Source organism: Palleronia sediminis, assembly GCF_004358695.1.
GTDB lineage: Bacteria > Pseudomonadota > Alphaproteobacteria > Rhodobacterales > Rhodobacteraceae > Palleronia > Palleronia sediminis.
Genome location: NZ_SNAA01000003.1, coordinates 85,734 through 103,389, shown reverse-complemented (window position 1 = coordinate 103,389; position 17,656 = coordinate 85,734). Strand labels below are relative to the sequence as shown.

The 17,656-nt window shown below is 68.4% G+C and carries 16 protein-coding genes; 8 read left to right on the top strand and 8 right to left on the bottom strand.

What is annotated here, in order from left to right:
• The first annotated feature begins 83 nt into the window (after nt 1–83).
• Both clpA and E2L08_RS04155 read left to right on the top strand, forming a co-directional pair.
• On the top strand, nt 84–2,411 hold the full coding sequence (clpA, locus tag E2L08_RS04160; protein WP_133395804.1) for an ATP-dependent Clp protease ATP-binding subunit ClpA: 2,328 nt from the start codon (nt 84–86) through the stop codon (nt 2,409–2,411).
• Nucleotides 2,412–2,417: 6 nt separating this feature from the next.
• On the top strand, nt 2,418–3,377 hold the full coding sequence (locus tag E2L08_RS04155) for a M23 family metallopeptidase (protein WP_133395803.1): 960 nt from the start codon (nt 2,418–2,420) through the stop codon (nt 3,375–3,377).
• Between the two features lie 4 nt (nt 3,378–3,381).
• Here the strand turns inward: E2L08_RS04155 and E2L08_RS04150 are convergent, their stop codons facing one another.
• The 3 genes from E2L08_RS04150 to E2L08_RS04140 all read right to left on the bottom strand — a co-directional run bounded on the left by E2L08_RS04150 (nt 3,382) and on the right by E2L08_RS04140 (nt 7,289).
• The gene (locus E2L08_RS04150) at nt 3,382–5,496 is read right to left on the bottom strand and encodes a peptidoglycan -binding protein (RefSeq protein ID WP_133395802.1); all 2,115 of its coding nucleotides are present in this window, start codon (nt 5,494–5,496) and stop codon (nt 3,382–3,384) included.
• Between the two features lie 4 nt (nt 5,497–5,500).
• Entirely contained in the window at nt 5,501–6,694 is a 1,194-nt protein-coding gene (locus E2L08_RS04145) for a biopolymer transporter ExbB (RefSeq protein WP_133395801.1), read from the bottom strand.
• Between the two features lie 61 nt (nt 6,695–6,755).
• On the bottom strand, nt 6,756–7,289 hold the full coding sequence (locus E2L08_RS04140) for a gamma-glutamylcyclotransferase (protein ID WP_133395800.1): 534 nt from the start codon (nt 7,287–7,289) through the stop codon (nt 6,756–6,758).
• Between the two features lie 94 nt (nt 7,290–7,383).
• Between E2L08_RS04140 and E2L08_RS04135 the strand changes: the two genes are divergently transcribed.
• Nucleotides 7,384–8,385, top strand: coding sequence for a DUF2125 domain-containing protein (locus E2L08_RS04135; protein ID WP_168771044.1), 1,002 nt, complete (start codon nt 7,384–7,386; stop codon nt 8,383–8,385).
• An 11-nt stretch (nt 8,386–8,396) separates the two neighbouring features.
• On the opposite strand, the gene E2L08_RS04130 is transcribed toward E2L08_RS04135, so the two are convergent.
• Nucleotides 8,397–9,158 carry an NAD kinase gene (locus E2L08_RS04130; protein ID WP_133395798.1) on the bottom strand — a complete coding sequence of 254 codons (762 nt, stop codon included), beginning with the start codon at nt 9,156–9,158 and terminating at the stop codon, nt 8,397–8,399.
• A gap of 137 nt (nt 9,159–9,295) precedes the next feature.
• Here E2L08_RS04130 and glyA point away from each other — a divergent pair, with 137 nt between their 5' ends.
• The 3 genes from glyA to E2L08_RS04115 all read left to right on the top strand — a co-directional run bounded on the left by glyA (nt 9,296) and on the right by E2L08_RS04115 (nt 11,561).
• On the top strand, nt 9,296–10,591 hold the full coding sequence (glyA, locus tag E2L08_RS04125) for a serine hydroxymethyltransferase (RefSeq protein WP_133395797.1): 1,296 nt from the start codon (nt 9,296–9,298) through the stop codon (nt 10,589–10,591).
• On the top strand, nt 10,592–11,350 hold the full coding sequence (locus E2L08_RS04120) for an alpha/beta fold hydrolase (RefSeq protein ID WP_133395796.1): 759 nt from the start codon (nt 10,592–10,594) through the stop codon (nt 11,348–11,350).
• Between the two features lie 67 nt (nt 11,351–11,417).
• Entirely contained in the window at nt 11,418–11,561 is a 144-nt protein-coding gene (locus E2L08_RS04115) for an entericidin A/B family lipoprotein (RefSeq protein WP_133395795.1), read from the top strand.
• 56 nt (nt 11,562–11,617) lie between these two features.
• Here the strand turns inward: E2L08_RS04115 and E2L08_RS04110 are convergent, their stop codons facing one another.
• The 3 genes from E2L08_RS04110 to lepA form a co-directional block, all read right to left on the bottom strand.
• Entirely contained in the window at nt 11,618–12,142 is a 525-nt protein-coding gene (locus E2L08_RS04110; protein ID WP_133395794.1) for a cytochrome b, read from the bottom strand.
• A gap of 86 nt (nt 12,143–12,228) precedes the next feature.
• Complete coding sequence (locus tag E2L08_RS04105) at nt 12,229–12,411, bottom strand: CTP synthetase (protein WP_133395793.1); 183 nt, start codon at nt 12,409–12,411, stop codon at nt 12,229–12,231.
• Nucleotides 12,412–12,507: 96 nt separating this feature from the next.
• Entirely contained in the window at nt 12,508–14,307 is a 1,800-nt protein-coding gene (gene lepA, locus E2L08_RS04100) for a translation elongation factor 4 (RefSeq protein ID WP_133395792.1), read from the bottom strand.
• Nucleotides 14,308–14,556: 249 nt separating this feature from the next.
• Here lepA and E2L08_RS04095 point away from each other — a divergent pair, with 249 nt between their 5' ends.
• Nucleotides 14,557–14,856, top strand: coding sequence for a hypothetical protein (locus tag E2L08_RS04095; protein ID WP_133395791.1), 300 nt, complete (start codon nt 14,557–14,559; stop codon nt 14,854–14,856).
• A gap of 43 nt (nt 14,857–14,899) precedes the next feature.
• Here E2L08_RS04095 and E2L08_RS04090 read toward each other — a convergent pair whose 3' ends face one another.
• Nucleotides 14,900–16,519 (bottom strand): SulP family inorganic anion transporter, encoded by a 1,620-nt coding sequence (locus tag E2L08_RS04090; RefSeq protein WP_133395790.1) that lies wholly within the window; start codon nt 16,517–16,519, stop codon nt 14,900–14,902.
• A gap of 238 nt (nt 16,520–16,757) precedes the next feature.
• Between E2L08_RS04090 and E2L08_RS04085 the strand changes: the two genes are divergently transcribed.
• Complete coding sequence (locus tag E2L08_RS04085) at nt 16,758–17,630, top strand: S-methyl-5'-thioadenosine phosphorylase (RefSeq protein WP_133395789.1); 873 nt, start codon at nt 16,758–16,760, stop codon at nt 17,628–17,630.
• The last annotated feature ends 26 nt before the right edge of the window (nt 17,631–17,656 follow it).

Sequence of the window (17,656 nt, the reverse complement as noted above, 5' to 3'; positions counted from 1 at the left end):
ATGTCTCGACCAACCTTCATTCATAGGAGGCCACGGTCGGACGCCCCTCGGGGCGGCGCCGGCCAAACGAAAGGAGCACGCCCGTGCCGTCATTCTCCACTTCGCTCGAGCAGGCCATCCATGCCGCGTTGGCGCTTGCCAACTCACGCCGGCACGAACTCGCGACGCTCGAGCATCTGCTGCTCGCGCTGACGGACGAACCCGACGCGGCACGCGTGATGGATGCGTGCTCGGTCGATCTCCAGGAACTCAAGCAGACGCTGGTCGACTTCATCGACGACGACCTGTCGACCCTCATCACCGAGGTCGAGGGCTCCGAGGCGGTGCCCACGGCCGCGTTCCAGCGCGTGATCCAGCGCGCCGCCATCCATGTCCAGAGCTCGGGCCGCAACGAGGTGACGGGCGCCAATGTGCTGGTTGCCATCTTTGCCGAGCGCGAATCCAATGCGGCCTATTTCCTGCAGGAGCAGGACATGACCCGTTATGACGCCGTCAACTTCATCGCGCATGGCGTGGCCAAGAACCCCGCCCGCAGCGAAGGACGGCCCGTCGCCGGCACCTCCGACCCCGAATCCGAGGATTTCACCGCCCAGGTCGAGGAAGGCGACGGCAAGGAATCGGCCCTGTCGAAATATTGCGTCGATCTGAACGCCAAGTCGATCAAGGGCGATGTCGACCCGCTGATCGGCCGCGAGCACGAGGTGGAGCGCTGCATCCAGGTGCTGTGCCGCCGCCGCAAGAACAACCCGCTGCTGGTGGGCGATCCGGGCGTGGGCAAGACCGCCATCGCCGAAGGGCTCGCCAAGAAGATCGTCGAGGGCCAGACCCCCGACGTGCTGGCCGGCACGACCATCTATTCGCTCGACATGGGCGCGCTTCTGGCCGGAACGCGGTATCGCGGCGATTTCGAGGAACGGCTCAAGGCCGTCATGCAGGAAATGGAAGAGCACGAGAACGCCGTTCTCTTCATCGACGAGATCCACACGGTGATCGGCGCGGGCGCCACCTCGGGCGGCGCGATGGACGCGTCGAACCTGCTCAAGCCGGCCCTTCAGGGCGGCAAGCTGCGCTGCATGGGCTCGACCACCTACAAGGAGTTCCGCCAGCATTTCGAAAAGGACCGCGCTCTGTCGCGGCGCTTCCAGAAGATCGACGTGAACGAGCCGACGGTCGAGGACAGCGTCAAGATCCTGCTGGGCCTCAAGCCCTATTTCGAGGATCACCACGACATCCGCTATACGCAGGACGCGATCAAGACGGCGGTCGAGCTTTCGGCGCGCTACATCAACGACCGCAAGCTGCCCGACAAGGCCATCGACGTCATCGACGAGGCCGGCGCGGCGCAGCACCTGGTCGCGGAAAGCAAGCGGCGCAAGACCATCGGCACCAAGGAGATCGAGGCCGTGGTCGCCAAGATCGCCCGCATCCCGCCGAAATCGGTGTCCAAGGACGATGCCGCGGTGCTCAAGGATCTCGAGGCGACGCTCAAGCGCGTGGTCTTTGGCCAGGATGCCGCCATCAGCGCGCTCGCCTCGTCGATCAAGCTGGCCCGCGCCGGCCTGCGCGAGCCCGAGAAACCCATCGGCAACTACCTCTTCGCGGGGCCCACGGGCGTCGGCAAGACCGAGGTGGCCAACCAGCTCGCCGATACGCTCGGGGTGGAACTGCTGCGGTTCGACATGTCGGAATACATGGAGAAACACGCCGTCAGCCGTCTCATCGGCGCGCCTCCGGGCTATGTCGGGTTCGATCAGGGCGGGATGCTGACCGATGGGGTCGACCAGCATCCGCATTGCGTGCTGCTGCTCGACGAGATCGAAAAGGCGCACCCGGACGTGTTCAACATCCTGCTGCAGGTCATGGATCACGGAAAGCTCACCGACCATAACGGACGGTCGGTCGATTTCCGCAACGTGATCCTCATCATGACCTCGAACGCGGGGGCGGCCGACATGGCGCGCGAGGCCATCGGCTTTGGCCGCGACAAGCGCGAGGGCGAGGATACCGCCGCGATCGAGCGGACCTTCACGCCCGAGTTCCGCAACCGTCTGGACGCGGTCATCAGCTTCGGCTCACTCCCCAAGGAGGTCATCCTGCGGGTCGTCGAAAAGTTCGTCCTCCAGCTCGAGGCGCAGCTCATGGATCGCAACGTGACCATCGAGCTGACCGACGAGGCGGCCGCGTGGCTCGCCGACAAGGGCTATGACGACAAGATGGGCGCCCGGCCCCTCGGCCGCGTGATCCAGGAGCACATCAAGAAGCCCCTCGCCGAGGAGCTCCTGTTCGGCAAGCTCGCCAAGGGCGGTGTCGTGCGCGTGACGGTCAAGGACGGCAAGCTCGATCTCCAGATCGACCCGCCCGAGACGCGGCGGCTCGGCTCGCGCCGCCCGCCCCTGCTGACCGCGGACTGATCGTCCATGCGGGGCGCTGCCGCTATTGCGGCCGCCCTCGCGGCGGCGCCGGTTTCGGCCGCGCCGCCCGAACTGACACCGCCCCTCGACTGCGATTTGGGGGCGGTGTGCTATATACAGCAATATGTCGACCGCGACCCCGGCGCGGGCGCGCGGGACTTCACCTGCGGGCCGCTGGCCAATGACGGGCACAAGGGCACCGATTTCGCCCTGCCCTCGCTGGCAGCGATGACGGCCGGTGTCGATGTCGTCGCGGCCGCGCCTGGCGTGGTGACGGGTGTGCGCGACGGCATGGCGGATATCGCGCTCGACGATCCCGAGGCGCGGCCTCTGGACGGGCGCGACTGCGGCAACGGGCTGGTGATCGACCACGGTGCGGGCTGGGAAACCCAGTATTGCCACCTGATGCGCGACAGCCTCGCCGTGGCGGCGGGCGATACCGTCGAACGGGGCGACCGGCTGGGCCGCGTCGGCCTGTCGGGCGCGACCACCTACCCCCATGTCCATCTTTCGGTGCGCCATGACGGCGAAACCGTCGACCCTTTTGCCCCCGGCACCGACGAATGCGGCACCGGGGCCGGCACGCTCTGGCGGGTGGCGCCGGACTATGCGCCCGGCGGGCTGATCGCCGCGGGGTTCCACGACGGCCTGCCCGAGTTCGACGAGGTCGAGGCCGGCACCGCCGCCATCGCGCCCATAGCCGCCGATGCCCCGGCGCTGGTCGTCTGGGGATATGCGTTCGGCGGGCGGGAGGGCGACGAGATGGCGCTGCGCATCGAGGGGCCAGAGGGGTTCGCCCTGTCCGAGACGCAGACGATCGAGAAATCCCAGCCCCAACTTTTCCGCGCCGTCGGGCGCCGCGCCCCGGCGAGCGGCCTGCCGCGCGGCCGGTACGAAGGGCAGGTCTCGCTCAGCCGTGACGGCGCCGAGATAGACGCGCGGCGCGTCAGCGTGACCGTCGAATGACGCCCTAGCGCTCGGTCAGTTTCAGCTCGATCCGGCGATTGCGCGCGCGGGCCTCGGGCGTGTTGGCGGTGTCGACGGGCTGGAACTCTCCGAACCCGGTGGGGGCCAGCCGCTCGGCCGGGAACCCGAGGCTGTTGTTCATGAACTGCACGACCGACAGGGCGCGGGCCTGGCTCAGCTCCCAGTTGTCGGCAAACTCGGCGTTCAGCCCGACGGGCACGTTGTCGGTATGGCCATCGACGCGCACGACCCAGTCGATCCCTTCGGGGATCTCGCTCGAGATATCCTGGAGCAACCGCGCGACCCGCGCGATCTGCTCGCGCCCCGGCGCCGACAGGTCGGCCGATCCCGAGGGGAACAACACCTCGCTGTCGAAGACGAAGCGGTCGCCCACGATCCGCACCCCCTCCCGGTCGCCCAGCAGATCGCGCAGGCGGCCGAAGAACTCGGATTGGTAACGCTCGAGCCGCTGGCGTTCGGCGGCCTCGAGCTCGGCCCGCGCGCGTTCCTCCATCGCCACGCGGGCCAGCGCCGCGTTGAGGTCCTGCCCCAGCGACTCGATCTGGGTGTCCTGCTCGGCGATGTCGTCATTGGCGAGGTTGAGCAGGCTTTGCAGCTTGCCGACCTCCTGCCGCAGGGTGGCGACCTGTTCGTTCAGCGCCGCAACCTGCCGCTGCGCCTCGGCGCTCTGGGCTTCCTGCTCGCCCAGTTCCTTGCGCGCCGTCGCAAGAAGCGTCGCCTGCCGCTCGGACCGGGTCATCTGCTCCTGCGCCTGCGACCGGGCGGCCAGTTGCAGCGCCAGCGCCTCTTCGAGCTGGGCGCGCAAGTCGGTCGCGGTCTCTTCGGCCACGGCCTGCTGCGCGGCGGCCTCGGCGCGTGCGGCCTCGAGCGCGGCGGACAGGCGGTCGCGTTCGTCGGCCTCGCGTCCGGCCGCCGCGCGCAGCTCGGCAACCCGCGCCTCGGTGGCGGCAAGCTCGGCCCGCAGGGTCTCGAGATCGCCCTCGAACCCCGCACGCGCGGCTTCGGCGGCACGCAGGGCGGCGGCCGTGGCCGCAAGCTCGGCATCGGCGTCCTCGGCCCGGCTCAACGCCGCCGTCAAGAGTGCCTGAGTCCGGTCCCGCGCCGCGGCGGCCTCGCTCCGCGCGGCCTCGGCGGCCGCCAGCGCATCCGCCTGCCCCGCCGCCTCTGCCTCGGCATCGACCCGCGCCGCGCGTTCGGCGTCGAGATCGCGGGCCAGCGCCTCGCGCGCATCGGCCAGCCGCGCGAGATCCTCGGATGTGGCCTCCTGCGCGAGGAACGCGGCGACAAGACGCGCGGTCAGATCCTCCTCGGCCGCCTGCGCCGCCGCCAAAAGCGTCAGCGTATCCTCGGCGTCGCGCCGCTGTTCCTCGAGCGCGAGCGACATCGCCGTCAATTCGGCATCCGAGGCCTCGAGCCGCGCGCGCAGCGCCTCGGCGGCGGCGGCCTCGGCCAAACGCGCGGCTTCGGCATCGCTCAGCTCGGCATCGAGCGTTTCGACCCGCGCGGTCAAGGTGGCGGCGGTGGCCTCGCCTTCGGCCACGCGGGCGCGCAGCTCTTCGGCCAGCGCCTCGAGCGCGTCGGCACGCGCGGCAGCCAGACGGGCGGTTTCGGCACCGGCGTCGATCTCGTCACGGGCCTGCGCCAGCGCGAGGTTCAAGGCCTCCTGCCGGTCGATGAGTTCGGTCGTCTCGCCCTCGAGTTCCGCGATACGGCCCAGATTGGCCTCGCGATCCGACAAAAGCGACGCGACCTGTTCCTCGAAACTGGCAATGCGGCCCTGCTGCGCCTCGGTCTCGCTGCGCAGCCGGTCGATCAGCGCCTCGCGCGCGCCCGCCGCGTCGCGCAGCGCGTCGCGCTCCGTCTCGAGCGTGGCGGCGCGCGTATTGGCAAGACCCAGCATCTGGGTCAGCCCGGCGACCTCGCCCGTCAACCGGTCGAGCTCGCTCTCCTGCCCCGAGATCTCTTCGCGCAGGACGAATTGCACGACCATGAAGATCGTCAGCACGAAGATCATCACCATCAGCAGCGACGTCACCGCATCGACGAATCCCGGCCAGATATTGGCCGCCAGCCGTCCCCCCCGTCGCGTCAGCGCCATCGGGTCAGCCCCTTCTCTCCACCAGGTCCACCGGCGGGCCGCCGCGGCTCAGGGCGCGCAGGATCTGGCGGAGATCGGCGCGCAGCTCGGCCGTGGCCTCGTGACGGCCCGACGCGATATCCTCGGAGATCCGCAAGAGCTGCACGTCGATCGAACGAAGCCGCATCCGGCTTTCGGCGTCGAGCCCGCCGCCCGCCGCGCCCGCCGCCTCGCGGAGGCTGTCGATCAGCTCGGCCTGCCCGTCGGCCACGCGCGCCATCGTCTCGGCCAGCGAGGTTTCCCCCTCGAGCCGGTCGACCAGCCGGTGCAGCCCCGCGGTAAGCTCGGCCAGCCGCCCGTCGACACCGGCCCGCGCGGCATCGCTTTCGGCGAACATGTCCTGCAACCGGTCCATCTGGCCGGCGATATGCTCCATCACCGCGACCGCCGCGCCCTGTTCGCCCGCCGCTTCGGTCTCGCCCCCGGCGAACCCGATCCGCGTGATCGAGCTCAGCCATTCCTCGAGCTCGCGGTAGAACCGGTTCTGCCCGTGGCTCGCAAAGAGTTCGAGCAGCCCCACGACCAGCGACCCGGCGAGACCCAGCAAGGACGAGCCGAACGCCACGCCCATGCCGCCGAGCTGGCGTTCGAGCCCGTCCATCAGCCGCCCGAAGATCGCCATCCCGTCCTCGCCCTCGACGGGGGCGAGGCTGCGGATGGTATCGACAATGGCCGGAACGGTCGTCGCCAGCCCGTAGAACGTGCCCAGAAGCCCGAGGAAGATCAGCAGATTGACAAGGTATCGCGTGATGTCGCGCGCTTCCTCGATGCGGGTCGCGACCGAATCGAGGATGGAGCGCGACGAGGTCGAGTTGAGCTGCATCGCCCGGCCCCGCGACCGCAACAGCGCGGCAAGCGGCGCGAGCAACCGGGGCGCGCGCGAGAACTCGTGCGTTTCCGCGTCGTTCACGAACCCCTCGATCCAGTGGACCGACTGGATCAACTGAAAGCCTTGCAGGAAACAGGCCAGCACGCCGCAAAGGAATACCAGCCCGATGAAACCGTTCAGCCAGGGGTTCGCCTCGACCACGGGCATGACGCTGGGCAGGGCGACATAAGTGCCCAGCGCGACCAGAACCAGAACGCAGACCATGGCCGCGATCTGTCGGAAAGGTTGCGAGAATATCGGCTGCGCCGCTCGCTCGGGCCTCGCGCGCATGGATTTTCCTGTCGAAGCGTTCGCGGCACTCTATTTCCCCGGCGCCGCCCGCGAAAGGCCGTCAGCCCCGATTTCGCCGCATTGTGTCCACCAAGGCAGCCAGACGGTCGAGTTCGGGGTCCGAGATGCCGATCTCGGCCAGATGCGAGGCGGTGTTGAGGAGGTATTCGTCGTTGGGCCCCCGCCCCCCGACCGCCGCCGCGATGATGCGGGCCTGTTCCTCGACCGGCAGCCCCCCGCAATATTGGGTATGCGCCTTGTCGACGACATAGCCGATCGCCTCGACCCGCCGCCCGTCGGCGAGCCCGACGGCGAGATGGCGTTCGAGATAGGCCGACGAGACCAGTTCGCGCTCGCGCAGCGCCCCGAGCGTCGCGACCTCGTGGCCTTCCTCCACGCGCAGGGCCTGCCCGAAACACTCCGCACCCGGCGTCTCGTCCAGAGCGAGCACGAGGCCGGGCGCCTCGGCCGTGCCGCGGTGATGGATCGAGCGCATGGAAAAGGTGCGGGCATATCCCTGGAGCCGGGCAACGACCCGTTCGGCCACTGGAAACTCGGGGTTCCAGATCAGCGAGGCATATCCAAAGACCCACATCGGGCGGGGGGCGTCGTCTGGTCTAATCACATCGGGGGCTATATTCCCGATCCTGACCGGGCGAAAGGCCCGCCCCTCATGTGAAAGACCCCTCATGCGCTGGTTGATCGCCCTGATCGTGGCCCTGGCCGTCGCCTGGTCGGCCTATTGGCTCATCGGCTCGCGCGCCCTGCTCGGCGCGGTCGAGGACGGGGTGGCCGATCTGCGCGAAAACGGTCTGCGGATCGAAACGACGGACCTGCGGGTGCGGGGCTTTCCAAACCGCTTCGACACCATAGCCGAGAACCCGGTGGTGACGGACAGCCGCACGGGGCTGACATGGTCGGCGCCCTTTCTTCAGGTCATGGCGCTGAGCTACCGGCCCAACCAGGTGATCGTCGCCCTGCCGCCCGAGCAGCGGGTCGAGGGGCCGTTCGGCGCGGCCCTGATCGAAACCGAGCGGGCGCGCGCCTCGGCGACCTTCCGGCCGGTGCCGGCGCTGCCGCTCGACCATTCCAGCGCCGTGATCGAGGGGCTTTCCGTCACCTCGGGCGGTGTCGCGCTGACCGCCGACGAGTTGCGCGTGGCCACCCGCATCGTTTCCGGACCCGAGGGCGGCGCGCCCGACGGGCGGCACGTCAATCTCGGGGTTCTGGTCGACGATCTCGACCTGCCGCCCGCCCTTGCCGATGCGCTTGGCGGGGCCGAGGCGGCGCGCATCGACGGGCTGCGGCTCGACGCCGAGATCGCGCTTTCCGCACCGCTCGACCGGCGCAGCCTCGCCGCGGGCACGGTCGGGATCGAGGGGCTGCGGATCGACGCGCTCGATCTCGATTGGGGCGAGGTCGGCGCCGATGCCACCGGCGCGCTCGACGTGGGCGCCGACGGGCGGCTGTCGGGCGCCATCGACCTCAGCGTGCGGAACTGGCGCGCATTGCTCGACCGCGCGGTCGAGGCGGGCGTCCTGCCGGTTGACCAGGCCGAAACCGCAGGGCGCGCGCTGGGGCTGCTTGGTGGGCTGTCGGGCGGGGGCGATCGCATCGACATCCCGCTGACGTTCGATAACGGGCTGATCTATCTCGGCCCCGTCCTGCTGGGCGAGGCGCCGCGGCTCTGACCCGCTCGCGGTCAGGCGAATTGCTCGTTCAGCAGGCGCTCCTCTAGCCCGTGACCGGGGTCGAACAGGATCGTGTGCGTGACCGACGGCTCGCTTCGGACGATGACCGAGGCCACGTCGCGCACCTGCCGCCCGTCGGCATCGGCCATGACCGGCCTCTTGTCGGCCTCGTTCACGTCAAATCGCACCGACACGTTCTGCGGCAGGATCGCGCCGCGCCAGCGGCGGGGCCGAAATGCCGACATGGCGGTGAGCGCCAGGACGCCGCATCCGATGGGCAGGATCGGCCCATGCGCCGAGTAGTTGTAGGCCGTCGATCCGGCGGGGGTCGCGACCAGCGCGCCATCGCAAACCAGTTCCTCGAGCCTCACGCGACCGTCGACCGAGATCTTGAGCTTGGCCGCCTGCGGTCCCTGCCGCAGGAGCGACACCTCGTTGATGGCGAGCAGGCGCGCCTCGGTGCCGTCCATCTTGCAGGCCAGCATGGCCAGGGGGTTGATCCGCTCGGGCTCGGCCGCGGCGAGCCGCTCGTGCAGGTCTTCGGTGCGGTATTCGTTCATCAGGAAACCGATGGTGCCGCAATTCATGCCATAGACGGGGGCGCGCAGATCCTCGGTCTCGTGCAGGGTGCGCAGCATGTGGCCGTCGCCGCCCAGCGCCACGATCACGTCGGCCTCGTCCAGCTCGACCCGGCCGTAGAGCGCGGCAAGCTCGTCCCGCGCAGCATGGGCGACTTCGGTATCGGCGGCAAAAAAGGCGATCTTGCGGGCCATGGGGCGCTCCTTCGGGCGGCACGGTCGCGCGCGGCGGCGGGAAAGACAAGCACCGCGTCACGCGGCCCACTTTTCCCCGGCCGATCCGTGGGCTAGGGACGTGGCAACCGATATCCCAGTTTGAACGGAGCCCCGACATGACCGCAGATCACAGCGCCAAAGGGTTCTTTTCCCAGACCCTGGGCGATGCCGACCCCGATATCGCCCAGGCGATCACGCAGGAGCTCGGGCGCCAGCGCGACGAGATCGAGCTGATCGCCTCGGAAAACATCGTCAGCCGCGCGGTGCTCGAGGCGCAGGGGTCGGTCCTGACCAACAAATATGCCGAAGGCTATCCGGGCCGACGCTATTACGGCGGCTGCCAGTTCGTCGACATCGCCGAAAACCTCGCCATCGACCGCGCGAAAGAGCTGTTCGGCGTGGGCTTTGCCAACGTCCAGCCCAATTCGGGCAGCCAGGCCAACCAGGCAGTGTTCACCGCCCTCCTCAAGCCGGGCGACACGATCCTGGGTATGAGCCTCGATGCAGGCGGTCATTTGACCCACGGCGCCGCGCCCAACCAGTCGGGCAAATGGTTCAACGCCGTGCAATACGGCGTGACCCGCGACAGGCTGCTGCCCGATTACGACCAGGTCGAGGCACTGGCGAGGGAACACAATCCCAGGCTCATCATCGCGGGCGGCTCGGCCATCCCGCGAGTGCTCGATTTCGCCCGGATGCGCGAGATCGCGGACGCGGTCGGCGCCTGGCTGCTGGTCGACATGGCCCATTTCGCCGGGCTCGTGGCGGCGGGCGAATACCCCTCGCCCTTTCCCCATGCCCATGTCGCCACGACCACGACGCACAAGACGCTGCGCGGCCCGCGCGGCGGCATGATCCTGACCGATGACGAGGCGTTGGCGCGCAAGTTCAACTCGGCTATCTTCCCCGGCATCCAGGGCGGTCCGCTCATGCATGTGATCGCGGCCAAGGCCGTGGCCTTCGGCGAGGCGTTGCGCCCCGAGTTCAAGGAATACCAGCGACAGGTCATCCGAAACGCGCAGGCATTGTCGGACGAGCTGATGGCCGGCGGGCTCGATATCGTCACCGACGGCACCGACAGCCACCTGCTGCTGGTGGACCTGCGTCCCAAGGGGGTGAAGGGCAATGATACCGAAAAGGCGCTGGGTCGCGCGCATATCACCTGCAACAAGAACGGCATCCCCTTCGACGACGAGAAACCGACCGTGACGAGCGGCATCCGGCTCGGCTCTCCGGCGGGCACCACGCGCGGCTTCGGCGAGGCCGAGTTCCGCAGCATCGGCGGTTGGATCACCCGCGTCGTCGACGGGCTGGCTGCGAACGGGGCCGATGGCAACGGCGAGGTCGAGGCGGCCGTGCGCGCCGAGGTGGCCGAGCTTTGCGCGCGCTTCCCGCTTTATCCGGGGCTCTGAATGGTCGCGCTGGCACGGACCGACTATCCGGGCGGCGGCACGGCGCCGCCGCTCCTGGTGGCGCATGGGCTGTTCGGCTCGGGGCGCAACTGGGGCGTGATCTGCAAGCGGTTGTCGGATCGCGGGCCGGTGGTAGCGGTCGACATGCGCAACCACGGCGACTCGCCCCATACCGACAGCCACACCTATGCCGAGCTTGCCGACGACCTCGCCGGCGTGATGGACGGGCGCCACGACGTGCTAGGCCATTCCATGGGCGGCAAGGCGGCGATGGCGCTGGCCCTAGGGCGGCCCGACAAGGTGCGGCGCGCGGTGATCGTCGATATCGCGCCGGTGGCCTACGATCACAGCAAGGCGCATCTGATCGCGGCCATGCGCGCGCTGGACCCGGCGGATTTCCAGACACGGCGCGATGCCGATGCGGCGATGGCCGAGCATGTCAGGGCGCCCGAGGTCCGCGCCTTTCTGCTTCAAAGCCTCGATATTCAGAACCACCGCTGGAAGCTCAACCTCGACACGCTCGATGCCGAGATGGGGCGGATCACCGGCTGGCCCGACGACATGACCGGCCGGTTCGACGGCCCCGCCCTGTTCCTGTTCGGCGAGACCAGCGACTATGTCACGCCGGCCTATCACGACCGCATCCGAACCATCTTTCCGCAGGCCCGGTTCGAGACGGTGGCGGGCGTGGGTCACTGGCTTCATGCCGAGCGGCCCCGCGAGGTCGAGGACCGGGTGCGCGCCTTCCTCGACGGCTGAAGGACGGGGGGAACTCTTGTCGCGCCCGCTCGTTCGCCCGTTGACGAAACCGAGAGGGAGCCGACCCATGACCACCATCACACGCCTCGCCGCGCTGTTCTGTCTCGGCGTGCTGGCCGCCTGCGAAACCGTCGGCGGCGCCGGACAGGATATCGAGAATGCCGGCGAGTTTATCCAGCAAGGCTCGCAAGAGGTTCAGGACGACATCTGAACCCTGCCGCACCGGACGACATGACGGGCCCCGCGGGGCCCGTTTTGCGTGGCGGTTCAGCGGCGGCGGGGTGCCTGCGCGTCCCCCTCGAGCCGGTTCGCGCGACGCGGCACCATGCGCCGGATCACGCCATCGCCCTTGAAGGCATGCCAAAGCGCCCCGGCGATATGGGCGACGATAAGGACGAGCAGCACGCGCGCCGTGATGGCATGGGCCTCGGCCACGGTCTCGGACCCGGTCGCCAGCGCCGTCATCCCCGCAAGCGGCATGGCGATCAGCACGACATAGAACAGGATGTGGTTCCCGCGCGACACGACCTGTATCGCCGAGGGCTCGGTCCGGGGCGGGGGCGGGGCGCCATGGCTGCGGCGGGTGACGAGCCGCACGATCATGGCCAACAGGATCGCGGTCCCGATCACGCCATGCACGACCGCCGATCCGGCGCCGTCCGCATCGGGGCTGAGACCCCTTTCAAAGGCGGCGGCCATGCCGCCCCCGGTAAAGAACTGGAACGCGACAAGCACGACCACCAGCCAGTGCAGACCGATCTGGCGGGTGGCATAGGTTTCGGCGCGGGGCATGGGCTATCCTTCGTCTGGTCCTCGGACCGTCAACGAAACCACCCCGCCCCGGATGCGCCGTGCGGCAAGGTGCCGCAATCCTCGCCTCAGCGCCGCAGGATCGCCCGCGCGATCAGCACCGAGGCCGGAAGCGCCAGAACAAAGCCGGCGGCCGCCGCGATCAGGATCGGCACGAGCGTATCGTAGCCCGCGGTCAGGGACGCGATGACGAAGGTTCCCGCCAGCGACGTGCCGACGATGGAGTAGAGAACAGTTGCCAGCCGAATCATGGCGCGCCCCTTTCGTGACAGAACGCGCGATCCGTCGCACGACCCCGCGGCGGCCGCGTTGATCTGGCGCAAAACCGCGGGGAAATGCCGGCCGGCCTATTCCATCTTGAGCGCGTTGATGAAAGCTTCCTGCGGGATCTCGACCCGGCCGAACTGGCGCATCTTCTTCTTGCCGGCCTTCTGCTTTTCCAGCAGCTTCTTTTTCCGGGTCGCGTCGCCGCCATAGCATTTGGCCGTCACGTCCTTGCGCATCGCCGACAGGGTCTCGCGCGCGATGACGCGGCCGCCGATGGCCGCCTGGATCGGGATCTTGAACATGTGGCGCGGGATCAGCTCCTTCAGCTTTTCGCACATGGCCCGTCCCCGGCCCTCGGCCCGGTCGCGATGCACCATCATCGACAGCGCGTCCACGGGCTCGTCGTTCACCAGCACCTGCATCTTGACCAGCGCATCCTCGCGATAGCCGATCATCTGGTAATCGAAGCTCGCATAGCCCTTGGTCACGGATTTCAGGCGGTCGTAGAAATCGAACACCACCTCGTTCAGGGGCAAGTCATAGACGACCATCGCGCGCGTGCCGGCATAGGTCAGGTCGAGCTGGATGCCCCGTCGCTCCTGGCAGAGATTGAGCACGTCGCCGAGATATTCGTCGGGCACGAGGATCGTGGCCTTGATCCGCGGCTCTTCGATGCGGTCGACATGGGTCATGTCGGGCATGTCGGCGGGGTTGTGCAGCTCTCGCATCGTGCCGTCGCGCAGGTAGACGTTGTAGACGACCGAGGGCGCGGTGGTGATGAGGTCGATATCGTATTCGCGTTCCAGCCGGTCGCGGATCACCTCGAGATGCAGCAGACCCAGGAACCCGCAGCGAAACCCGAAACCCAGCGCGGCCGAGGTCTCCATCTCGTAGGTAAAGGAGGCATCGTTCAGCGCCAGTTTTTCGATGGCGTCCCGCATGTCGTCGAAATCGTTGGTATCGACCGGGAACAGCCCGCAGAACACCACTGGAACCGAGGGCTTGAACCCCGGCAGGGGGGCCGCGCATTGCCGTTTCTCGTGGGTGATCGTGTCGCCCACGCGCGTGTCTCGCACCTGCTTGATCGAGGCGTTGAGATAACCGATCTCGCCCGGCCCGAGCTCGTCCACCGCGACCATGGCGGGGCGATAGACGCCCACGTCATCCACGTCATAGGTGCCGCCCGTCTTCATCATGCGGATGCGGTCGCCCTTGCGCAGCACCCCGTCGATGATGCGCACGATGACGATGACGCCGAGATACTGGTCGTATTTGCTGTCGACCAGCATCGCCTTGAGCGGCGCCTCCCGGTCGCCCGACCGGGGCGGGGGCAGCCGGGTGACGATCGCCTCGAGCACATCGGGAATCCCCACGCCGGTCTTGGCGCTGATCTGCACCGCGTCATGGGCCTCGATGCCGATCACGTCCTCGATCTGCTCCTTCACGCGGTCGGGTTCCGCCGCGGGCAGGTCGACCTTGTTCAGGACGGGGACGATCTCGTGATCGGCCTCCATCGCGGTATAGACATTGGCCAGCGTCTGCGCCTCGACCCCCTGGCTTGCATCGACCACCAGCAGCGATCCCTCGACCGCCTGCATCGAGCGGCTGACCTCGTAGGCGAAATCGACATGACCGGGCGTGTCGATCAGGTTCAGCACATAGGTATGGCCGTCGCGCGCCGGATACTCGATCCGCACGGTATTGGCCTTGATGGTGATGCCGCGCTCGCGCTCGATATCCATCGCGTCGAGCAACTGGTCCTTCATGTCCCGCTCGGCCACGGTGCCGGTAAGCTGGATCAGACGGTCGGCGAGCGTGGATTTCCCGTGGTCGATATGCGCGACGATCGAGAAATTGCGGATATGGGCAAGGTCGGTCATGCCGCTTCATATGCGGCCGGCGATGGCACTTGTCCATGGGGCGCAGCGGCGCAATCGCGGGCGCGTGCGGGGCGATTCCGGTGCCCGCCCCGCCTGTGGATTTCGGGATACGCCGCGCGCGTTGCCGAACCGTTCTCTCTTTCGCGAAACCCGCGCGACGCGCTAGGCTGATCCGCGGCAGAGGCCGGACGGAACCCGCGGGAAAACGCGGGACGGGCGGTCGCGACAGGCAACGAACGGGCAGAACCGATGCAGAAACTCGTCTATGTGACAGTGGCCGCACTGGCGGTCGCAGGATGCGCGAATGCGGGCGTGATCGAACGCGCCTGCCTCGAGTCGAACCGGAGCGGCACGTCGCCGCAACTTTGCGGCTGCATCCAGAACGTGGCCGACGTGACCCTGACCACCCGCGATCAGCGCCTCGCGGCCAAGTTCTTTGCCGAGCCGGGCAAATCGCAGGAGATCCGCACTTCGGACCGCCGCGACCACGAGGCGTTCTGGAAGAAATACCACGCCTTCGGAAGCAACGCCGAAAGCTACTGCAGCTGAGCGTTCCGCGGGGGCCGAACCCGGCCCCCGCGCGGGCGCGCGCTCAGTTCCCGCCCGACAGGACCCCGGTGCGCACGCCGTAATCGACGGCCAGCGCGTAATCGGGATCGTCATCGGCATCCACGACAAGCTGCCCGGCCTTTTGCAGCAGGCGGTGGCAGTCGCGGCTGAGATGGCGCAGCTCCAGCGTCTTGCCGGCCGCCTCGTATTTCGCGGCCAGCGCCTCGATCGCGGTCAGGGCGGACTGGTCCGCGACGCGGCTGCCCTCGAAATCCACGATGACGCGGTCGGGATCGGTCTCGACCGCGAAGAGCTCGGTGAACCCTTCGGCCGAACCGAAGAACAGCGGCCCCTGGATCATGTATACCTTGTCGCCCTCGGGCGTGGTGCGGGTGCGGGCATAGATGCGCTTCGCGTTCTGCCAGGCATAGGCCAGCGCGCTGACGATGACCCCGACGACCACCGCCGTCGCAAGGTCATAGGCCACCGTCACCCCGGTCACGAGAACGATCACCGCCGCATCGACCAGCGGCACGCGGAACAGGATCTTGAGCGAGTTCCACGCGAAGGTGCCGATCACCACCATGAACATCACCCCGACCAGCGCGGCCAGCGGCACCAGCTCGATCAGGGGCGCGGCCACGAGGATGAAGGCCAGCAGGAAAAGCGCGGCCGAGATACCCGACAGCCGCGTGCGCCCGCCCGATTTCACGTTGATCATCGACTGCCCGATCATGGCGCAGCCGCCCATGCCCCCGAACACGCCGGTCACCGTGTTGGCCACACCCTGCGCCACGCATTCGCGCGAGGCGCCGCCGCGCTGGCCGGTGATCTCGCCCACCAGGTTCAGCGTCAGCAGGCTCTCGATAAGCCCGATGGCGGCGAGGATGATCGCGTAGGGCGCGATGATCTCGAGCGTCTCCCACGTCATGGGCACGAGGGGGATGTGGAACTGCGGCAGCCCCCCCTCGATCGAGGCGAGGTCCCCCACGACCGGCGTGTCGATGCCCAGCGCCGTGACGATCAGCGCGGTCAGCGCGATCCCCGCCAGCGGCGCGGGAATGGCCGTGGTCAGCCGCGGCAGGGCCCAGATCACCGCCATGGTCAGCGCAACAAAGCCCAGCATGATCGCGAGCGGCATCCCGCTCAGCCATTCGCCCCCACCGATGCCATGGCCCGAGACCTCGCCCGAGCCGGGCACCTGGAACTGGCTGAGCTGCGCGAGGAAGATGACGATGGCCAGCCCGTTGACAAAGCCCAGCATGACCGGATGCGGCACGAGGCGGATGAACTTGCCCCAACGCAGCACGCCCACGACGATCTGGATGGCCCCCATCAGGACCACCGTGGCAAAGAGGTACTCGACCCCGTGATCGGCCACGAGGCTGACCATCACCACGGCAAGCGCGCCCGTCGCCCCCGAGATCATGCCGGGCCGACCGCCGAAGATCGCGGTGATGAGCCCCACGATGAAGGCCGCGTAGAGCCCCACCAGCGGCTCGACCCCCGCGACAAAGGCAAAGGCCACGGCCTCGGGCACCAGCGCCAGCGCGACGGTCAGCCCCGCCAGCAGCTCGATGCGGACCTGTCGCGGGTCGGTGGCGCCATTGGCGCGCCTGGCCTGGATCATGGCGCCGAAGGTCGCCAGGGATGCGCGGACCATGAACGTCCTCCTGTCGCTGTCGCGACGTGGCGGCGGCTCGGGTCCGGGGCACGGGACCGTCCGATCGGCACGACGCGGGAAATGGGATGATCGCGGCTTATGTCACGCCGCGCGGGTCTTGGAAACCTGCACGCGGCGTAGCCCGGCCATGCGCCGGGCGCAACCCTGCCGCACCCCCCTTCCCTATGGCGGCGCACCGCTCCATGCTCCGACCGGCGCAACGCGGCAGGAGGATCGCATGACGGAACGGCTGGGGATCATCGGCGGATCGGGCGTGTACCGGATCGACGACCTCGAGGACGCGAAATGGGTCGCCATCGACACGCCCTGGGGGCCGTCCTCGGACGAGATCCTGACCGGAACGCTCGCGGGCACGCCGATGGCCTTCCTGCCCCGGCACGGGCGTGGCCATGTCCATTCGCCGACGACCGTGCCCTACCGGGCGAATATCGACGCGATGAAGCGTCTGGGCGTGACCGATATCGTCTCGGTCTCGGCCTGCGGCTCGTTCCGCGAGCACATGGCGCCCGGCGATTTCGTCATCGTCGACCAGTTCATCGACCGCACCACGCTGCGGGACACCTCCTTTTTCGGAACGGGCTGCGTCGCGCATGTCTCGCTGGCCCATCCCGTCTGCGACAGGCTGCGCGGCCTCGCCCGCAAGGCCGCCGAGGGCCTCGGCGTCACGCTGCATGACGGCGGCACCTATCTCGCGATGGAGGGGCCGCAATTCTCGTCCATGGCCGAATCGCGCATGTTCCGCGAAGTCTGGGGCGCGGATGTCATCGGCATGACCAACATGCCCGAGGCGCGGCTCGCCCGCGAGGCCGAGATCTGCTATGCCACGGTCGCCATGATCACCGATTACGACAGCTGGCACCCCGACCATGGCAGCGTCGACATAACCGAGATCATCCGCGTGCTCGGCGCCAATGCCGATGCGGCGGCCGGGCTGGTTCGAAGCCTCGCCGGCGCGGGCGCGGTCCCGCATGCACCCTGCCCCCATGGCTGCGACCGGGCGCTCGACCACGCGATCATGACCCTGCCCGAACGGCGCGATCCCGAACTCGTCGCCCGGCTCGACGCGGTCGCGGGGCGCGTGCTGGGCTGAGCCTTCTCTGTTTCTGCAAATACTCG

What these genes read in the sequence shown, in the direction of transcription:
- E2L08_RS04085 (WP_133395789.1), top strand. Translation starts at nt 16,758, where the DNA reads ATGACGGAACGGCTGGGGATCATCGGCGGATCGGGCGTGTACCGGATC.
- E2L08_RS04140 (WP_133395800.1), bottom strand. Translation starts at nt 7,289, where the DNA reads ATGTGGGTCTTTGGATATGCCTCGCTGATCTGGAACCCCGAGTTTCCA.
- lepA (WP_133395792.1), bottom strand. Translation starts at nt 14,307, where the DNA reads ATGACCGACCTTGCCCATATCCGCAATTTCTCGATCGTCGCGCATATC.
- E2L08_RS04155 (WP_133395803.1), top strand. Translation starts at nt 2,418, where the DNA reads ATGCGGGGCGCTGCCGCTATTGCGGCCGCCCTCGCGGCGGCGCCGGTT.
- E2L08_RS04135 (WP_168771044.1), top strand. Translation starts at nt 7,384, where the DNA reads ATGCGCTGGTTGATCGCCCTGATCGTGGCCCTGGCCGTCGCCTGGTCG.
- glyA (WP_133395797.1), top strand. Translation starts at nt 9,296, where the DNA reads ATGACCGCAGATCACAGCGCCAAAGGGTTCTTTTCCCAGACCCTGGGC.
- E2L08_RS04115 (WP_133395795.1), top strand. Translation starts at nt 11,418, where the DNA reads ATGACCACCATCACACGCCTCGCCGCGCTGTTCTGTCTCGGCGTGCTG.
- E2L08_RS04090 (WP_133395790.1), bottom strand. Translation starts at nt 16,519, where the DNA reads ATGGTCCGCGCATCCCTGGCGACCTTCGGCGCCATGATCCAGGCCAGG.
- E2L08_RS04130 (WP_133395798.1), bottom strand. Translation starts at nt 9,158, where the DNA reads ATGGCCCGCAAGATCGCCTTTTTTGCCGCCGATACCGAAGTCGCCCAT.
- E2L08_RS04095 (WP_133395791.1), top strand. Translation starts at nt 14,557, where the DNA reads ATGCAGAAACTCGTCTATGTGACAGTGGCCGCACTGGCGGTCGCAGGA.
- E2L08_RS04120 (WP_133395796.1), top strand. Translation starts at nt 10,592, where the DNA reads ATGGTCGCGCTGGCACGGACCGACTATCCGGGCGGCGGCACGGCGCCG.
- E2L08_RS04150 (WP_133395802.1), bottom strand. Translation starts at nt 5,496, where the DNA reads ATGGCGCTGACGCGACGGGGGGGACGGCTGGCGGCCAATATCTGGCCG.
- E2L08_RS04110 (WP_133395794.1), bottom strand. Translation starts at nt 12,142, where the DNA reads ATGCCCCGCGCCGAAACCTATGCCACCCGCCAGATCGGTCTGCACTGG.
- E2L08_RS04105 (WP_133395793.1), bottom strand. Translation starts at nt 12,411, where the DNA reads ATGATTCGGCTGGCAACTGTTCTCTACTCCATCGTCGGCACGTCGCTG.
- E2L08_RS04145 (WP_133395801.1), bottom strand. Translation starts at nt 6,694, where the DNA reads ATGCGCGCGAGGCCCGAGCGAGCGGCGCAGCCGATATTCTCGCAACCT.